4 protein-coding genes and 1 pseudogene are annotated in these 6,271 nt (G+C 35.4%); 1 reads left to right on the top strand and 4 read right to left on the bottom strand.

Annotation, left to right across the window (positions count from 1 at the left end; all coding sequences use genetic code 11):
* Nucleotides 1–3,224: type ISP restriction/modification enzyme (locus tag ACFIMQ_RS08845; protein WP_375703863.1), on the top strand; the 3,224-nt coding region annotated here is incomplete at its 5' end.
* A gap of 1,108 nt (nt 3,225–4,332) precedes the next feature.
* On the opposite strand, the pseudogene ACFIMQ_RS08840 reads toward ACFIMQ_RS08845, so the two are convergent.
* From ACFIMQ_RS08840 to ACFIMQ_RS08825, 4 genes and pseudogenes are all read right to left on the bottom strand, one after another.
* Nucleotides 4,333–4,410, bottom strand: a pseudogene (locus ACFIMQ_RS08840) (Killer protein); the annotation flags it as partial.
* Between the two features lie 13 nt (nt 4,411–4,423).
* Entirely contained in the window at nt 4,424–5,356 is a 933-nt protein-coding gene (locus ACFIMQ_RS08835; protein WP_144755783.1) for a DMT family transporter, read from the bottom strand.
* Between the two features lie 11 nt (nt 5,357–5,367).
* Nucleotides 5,368–5,649, bottom strand: a complete 282-nt coding sequence (locus ACFIMQ_RS08830) for an SDR family NAD(P)-dependent oxidoreductase (protein ID WP_375703864.1) — start codon at nt 5,647–5,649, stop codon at nt 5,368–5,370.
* 115 nt (nt 5,650–5,764) lie between these two features.
* The gene (locus ACFIMQ_RS08825; RefSeq protein ID WP_375703862.1) at nt 5,765–6,121 is read right to left on the bottom strand and encodes an SDR family NAD(P)-dependent oxidoreductase; all 357 of its coding nucleotides are present in this window, start codon (nt 6,119–6,121) and stop codon (nt 5,765–5,767) included.
* Nucleotides 6,122–6,271 lie beyond the last annotated feature (150 nt).

Below are 6,271 nucleotides of genomic sequence, written 5' to 3'. Positions count from 1 at the left end.
AGATTATTCAAGCAATAGGACGTGTCATGCGTCGAGCAGAGGGTAAAAAAAGAGGCTATATCATTCTACCCGTTGGGGTACCGGCTGGCATTCCACCAGTACAAGCCTTGGAAAATAATCCAAAATATGATGTCATCTGGCAAGTCGTCAATGCTTTGCGTGCCCATGATGAGAGTTTTAATAAAATAATCCACCATATGTCCATAAAACAGGACGTAAGCTATGCCCTTGATATTATTGTTCCTTCTCAAAAGGCTACCTCAGAAGATACAACTGTGGTTATTGATGACTTACCTATACGCTCAAAATCAGAATATTCAGGACTGAACATTGGATCACCAACTTATGAATCCTTTCACGGATATAAACCAGAAGAAGAATTATCCCTTTTTTCTCAATATCCGGATGTCATTAGAGCAGCTATTGTTAAGAGAAATTACGACCCTAGCTATTGGAAAAGATGGGCAACCAATGTTGCTGATCTTGCTCAAAATCATATCACACGCTTAACCGAAGTTTTAACAAAATCAGAAACGGAAACGCGGCGGGTGTTTAATGGTTTTATGACCGAATTACGTAACAATTTAAACACGACCCTCTCCGAAGAAAATGCGATTGAAATGCTTGCACAACATCTTGTGACGCGTCCAGTCTTTGATGCTTTGTTTGAGGGGCATCAGTTTGTTCAAGAAAATCCCGTCTCTTGTGCTTTACAACGTGTACTTAATATCCTTGATAAAGTTACTCTTAAAGAAGAATCTCAAGATTTCAGAACTCTCTCTAGGAATGTACAATTTTACACACGAGGAACTACACGTCTTGAAGCACAACAAAACTTAATTGTAAAGCTTTATAATGAATTTTTCCGTCATGCTTTTCCGCGTACGGTAGAAAAATTAGGAATTGTTTATACGCCCATTGAGGTTGTGGATTTTATCATTCATTCTGTTGATGATGTTTTACGCAATGAATTTGGAAAAAGCCTTGGTTCACGGGGTGTCTCTATTCTTGACCCTTTCACGGGTACGGGTACCTTTATTACGCGGCTTTTACAATCAGATCTCATCAAACCAGAGGATATGGAATATAAATACCGTTATGATATCCATGCCAATGAGATTGTCTTACTTGCCTATTACATAGCAGCGATTAACATTGAATCGACCTATCATAGTATCATGAAAGGAGAATATATCCCTTTCAAGCATATTGGTTTGACTGATACGTTTCGGATGCTTGAAGAAAAGAATCTGCTGCAAAAATTATTCAAAGAAAACAGTGAATATTTAGAGCATCAAAAGAAACTGGATATCGAAGTTATTTTTGGTAACCCTCCTTATTCAACAGGTCAAAAAAGCGAAAATGATAATAATGCAAATATAGAATATGAAATACTTGATAGAAGTATCCAAAATACGTATGCACTTAAATCTCAAGCAACATTAAAAAGAAATCTCTATGATAGCTATATTAGAGCGATTAGGTGGGCAAGTAATCGCTTAAGTTCCCAAGGTGGTATTGTAGCTTATATTTCTGGAAATGGATGGGTAGATAAAGCATTTGCTGATGGCATGCGAAAATGCTTACGAAATGAATATTCTTCTATTTATATCATTAATCTTCGTGGCGATATTCGAAAAAATATAAAATCAAAAGAGCTATCAAAGGAAGGAGGCAATGTTTTTGGTTCTGGAAGCCAAAATGGAATAGCTGTAACGATTTTTGTGCGCAACCCAAATAAAAAACAACCTTGTGAGATTTACTATCACGACATTGGTGATAATCTTTCTACCGAAAAAAAACTTGAGATGCTTCAAGACTTTGGTAATGTTGGTGGCATCACAAATAAATCAGGTTGGAAAATAATTACACCGGATGAACATGGTGACTGGATTCATCAACGTGATAACAATTTCAAAACATTTTTAGCTATAGGCGATAAGAAGGGATGTCATTTCAGACTATTTGAAACGTTTTCTCTTGGAATTGTAACTAGCCGTGATGCTTGGACGTATAACTCAAGCCATGAAACTTTAAAGAAGAACATGAGTAATATGATTGCCTTCTATAACAGTGAAGTGGGACGATTTAATGAAGCTTATACACATGCTAACCGCAAGATACGTACAAAGGCTGTAAATAATTTTGTTGATACAGATGAGAGAAAGATAAGTTGGAGCTATAATGTTAAACAAGAATTAGTAAGAGGAAAAATTTCTGAATTTGAAAATATATGCCTCACGCAAAGTCTTTATCGTCCTTTTACGAAACAATGGTTATACTACAACCGTACTTTTAATGAGAGAGTCTATCAAATCCCGCGTATATTCCCTATGGGAAAGGTGGTTGAAAATAAAATAATACAAGTTACAGGTACCGGAACCCAAGCAGGTTTTTCTGTACTTATGTCTAAGAATTTACCTAATCTTGATGTAGTGGATAAAGGTCAATGCTTTCCACGCTATATTTACGAAGAGACTACGGTCTCAAAAAGTAAAAGTGAGAAACAATCCCATTTATTTACAGAAGCAAACACAACAGCTGGTTTACAGAAGCGAGATGCCATTACTGATGAAGGTCTAGATCATTTTAAAGCTGCTTATCCTAATGAAACTATCACTAAGGACGATCTATTCTATTATGTTTACGGTTTACTTCATTCGGAAGATTATCGCTCTCGTTATGCTGATAATTTATGCAAAGAATTACCTCGTATTCCTTGCGTAAAGAGTGCTGATGATTTTTGGAAATTTGTAACAGCAGGACGTGAACTAGGTTATTTACACGTGAATTATGAAGATGTAGAACCTTATCCAGTGACCTTTAAAAAAGGCAATCCAAAACAGACAGAAATCTCTAATCCCGAAAAATTCTATTATGTAACTGAAATGAAATTTGCAAAAGCAGCTAAAGAGAAAGGAAAATCCGAAAAGGATAAATCAACAGTTATTTACAATAGCAATATTACCATAACAGATATCCCTCTTGAAGCTTATGAGTATATCGTCAATGGCAAGCCTGCTCTTGAATGGGTTATGGGGCGTCAATGTGTTAAGACTGATAAAAAGAGCGGCATTGTTAATGATGCCAATCGCTATGCTGTTGAAACCATTGGCAACCCTGCCTACCCTCTAGAGTTATTTCAAAGGGTTATTACTGTAAGTTTAGAAACAATGAAAATCGTGAAAAAACTACCAAATTTGGTATTAAAAGAAACTGAATAACTTATAAAGCACGCTCACATAATGGGTATGCCAAACTCACAAAGGGTATAGAGCTTATAACCATAATCTATACCTCTTTTGTTAAGTTGATTAGATACAATCCTAATATGCGTTATTCTAAAAATAAGGCTTTGTACTTTTAAACACTCTTATTGGGATTGCCTTTAAAAGATTATACCGTAATCTAAAATGATAGCTTTATCCTTTTCAAAAGCTTTGTTTAAAGAGGGTTATGTATATTCATTTTACTTATAGGTTTTGTAGGTTCTTAAAACCCCCAAAACCCCTATAAAACCCCTTTTTATATATATTATAGATTGTATTTAATATAGGTTGTTTCTTTAAAACATTAACGCATTGAAATATAATGATTTTTATTTTTCTCATTAAACAAAATAATAGAGGGTCTAAAAGAACTGACAAAACTGACAACACTGACACGGTCTGTTAAAAGGGATTTTTCTAATCTCTATAGTTATCAGTTTCTCTTTAGATGTTTTCATAAGTGTTTTCATAACAATCTATAAATCACAATTATCCTATTTATCGTTTCTCTTATGAAAATGAAAAATGATGCGGTGGCTGTAAAGAACATAACAGCTATAGAGAATACGTGAAAAAGCAGGTTTTCATAATCACATGCAAATGAACGCGTTGGTTATAAAGAGCACAGTGCCTATTAAGATAGTTCAAATGATAAATGCGTTATAAACAAAATTCACAAAAAAATTAAAATTCATTTAGTAAAAAAACTGATAGGTTATAAAGTTAAAAATACGCATTATGAGAGCGTTTCTAAATATTATAAATGTATAGATTCAAACAATAACACAATTGTTTTATAAAGCTCATAATATAGATTTAAAAGCATATAAATATAAAAGAAGCAATTCATAAGCATAAGATATTATCAATACACAACGTATTTAAAAAATACAAAAAAATATCAAAAAAAGATAAAATATTATTTGACAATAAATACGTATTTTGTTATATAAAGACGATACGTTAATTTTTGTATTGTTATCCCCATTTCTTCTAAAAAAGCTACTTTTAGAACTTCACTAGAATGGGCGGGGTTATGCGTCATTTGTTTTCATTCCTTTCATCAATGGTAATCTTGATAATCAACAAGCTCCACATCTGTTCCGATAAAGCGAAAAATAACACGCCAATTTCCATTCATCTTAAAAAGTATATTACTCTTTATGCGCATTGGGAACGGCTTTTCTAGATCCTAGTAAGCTGAATATATAGCCTTGTCCGATTAGAACTCCAAAAATCGTAACAAAAACGCCTATGATTTGCATGATTTGAGGGATGAAGCCGAACAGGATTTGCACCAATAAGGCTGAAATAGGTACAAAATTGAAAAATATCGCCGTCTTACCCGGACCTCGGATCGCTATTCCAATATTCCAAAATAGGTAGGCTAAAACTGATCCTGCAACCCCCATCCAAAGGAGTGCGAATAAACTAGCGCCGGACATAGACATCGTTTCTTGAAGAGGGGATTCGAATAAAAAGGTTAGGACGCCAAGGGCGACGGTGCCAGAGAGCATCGTCCAGCTTGTTGTTTCAAGCGGGGTTGCGTTCTTGACAAATGACCGCGTGCCCACGGTATAGAACGCCCAACCAATGGAACCTAAAAGAATCATAATATCTCCTTTGGCAAAGGAAACATGGTTAGACAAAAATCTCCCATTTGTTATGACTAAATAGACCCCGAACATGCTAATGAGCATCCCTATAACCCTCTCACAGGTTGGGAAAGATTTATTCATGATAGCTTCAATAATATTAGCACTAATAGGGGTTGTCGCCATGATGAGGGAGGCTGTTATGGGATTTGACGTTTGCAAGCCAACAAATAAAGCGCCATTAAACCCTGCCACACCGATAATCCCTAGGAAAATATAAGAAATAAAATTTTGCGATAAAACATGCCACCGCAAGCCTTCTTTGAAAATCATAATTAAAAATATGGCGATTACGGCAATGAGAAACCGCTCAAAAGAAGCTGTCCATGGAGAAACAGTTGTTAAAGCTATCTTAGTGGCTTGGAAATTGGAACCCCAAAAAAAGGTTCCTACGAGGGTTAAGACAAGAGCTATTCTGGGCGTGATTTTCATTGGATAGATCCTTATATTTGATACCAAAGTGGAGCATCGAGACGTATAGAAGAAATTTGTGCGGTATTAGATGAGGAAAGAATAAAGTTGACCGCGGAAGCAATGTCATCTGGGTGAAGCATTTTGGCAAGATTCTCTGGAGGTATCTCTGGGAATCCTTTAAAATTGCGACGAAAATCCGTATTAACTTTATCAACTTGGATTGAACAAACACGAATATTTTGTGGCATTCCCCATAAGCGCAACCCACCAGTATAGCCCTCTACAGCAAATTTAGAAGAAGAATATGAAATTAAAGAAGGATTGTATTCTACACCCCATATGGATGAAATATTTAAATATCGGCGCGAATCTCCTTTTTTAGATAGGGTAAAGTAGCAGCTATTATATAGAACATTCCTTTAATATTCACATCAAATGTTTCGCACATTCTTGAGCATCAATTGTTTCTGGATCGCCACTATAACAAATGCTTGCTACATTAACTAAGACATCAAGACCACCAAATTCTAAGATAACCTTATGGACAGAAGAGTCAATGGCTTCTTTATCGCGGATATCAACAATCAATTTACATAAGCTTGCCGTATCGATGGAGGTTGGTAGTTCTATGTCAATGATGTCTGCACTTGCTACCTTATGACCATTTTTCAATAAGTTTAGAACAATTGCTTTACCGATGCCGCGAGCGCCTCCTGTGACTAAAATACGTTTCTGTTGTTGTGAGTAAATTCCGGTCGTGTTTTTTATTATTTCGTTTAGCATTTTCTATACCTGAAGTTGTAATCATTAATATTCAGCTAGTTTATTTAGCCATGCATTATGTATTAAAGCAATAAAAAAAGGAGATCTTGAAACAGCCCATGCTCTTTTGTCTGAAACCCTCTCTAAAGACAATGCGCATGATGAGGATGT

The organism is Bartonella sp. AD13SXNS, from assembly GCF_042196465.1.
Lineage (GTDB): Bacteria > Pseudomonadota > Alphaproteobacteria > Rhizobiales > Rhizobiaceae > Bartonella.
Note: the sequence above shows the minus strand (reverse complement) of the source record. Positions and strands in the feature narration are given on the sequence as shown.

Bases quoted from the DNA above. Each gene is read 5' to 3' on its own strand.
- ACFIMQ_RS08835 (WP_144755783.1), bottom strand. From the start codon at position 5,356: ATGAAAATCACGCCCAGAATAGCTCTTGTCTTAACCCTCGTAGGAACC.
- ACFIMQ_RS08825 (WP_375703862.1), bottom strand. From the start codon at position 6,121: ATGCTAAACGAAATAATAAAAAACACGACCGGAATTTACTCACAACAA.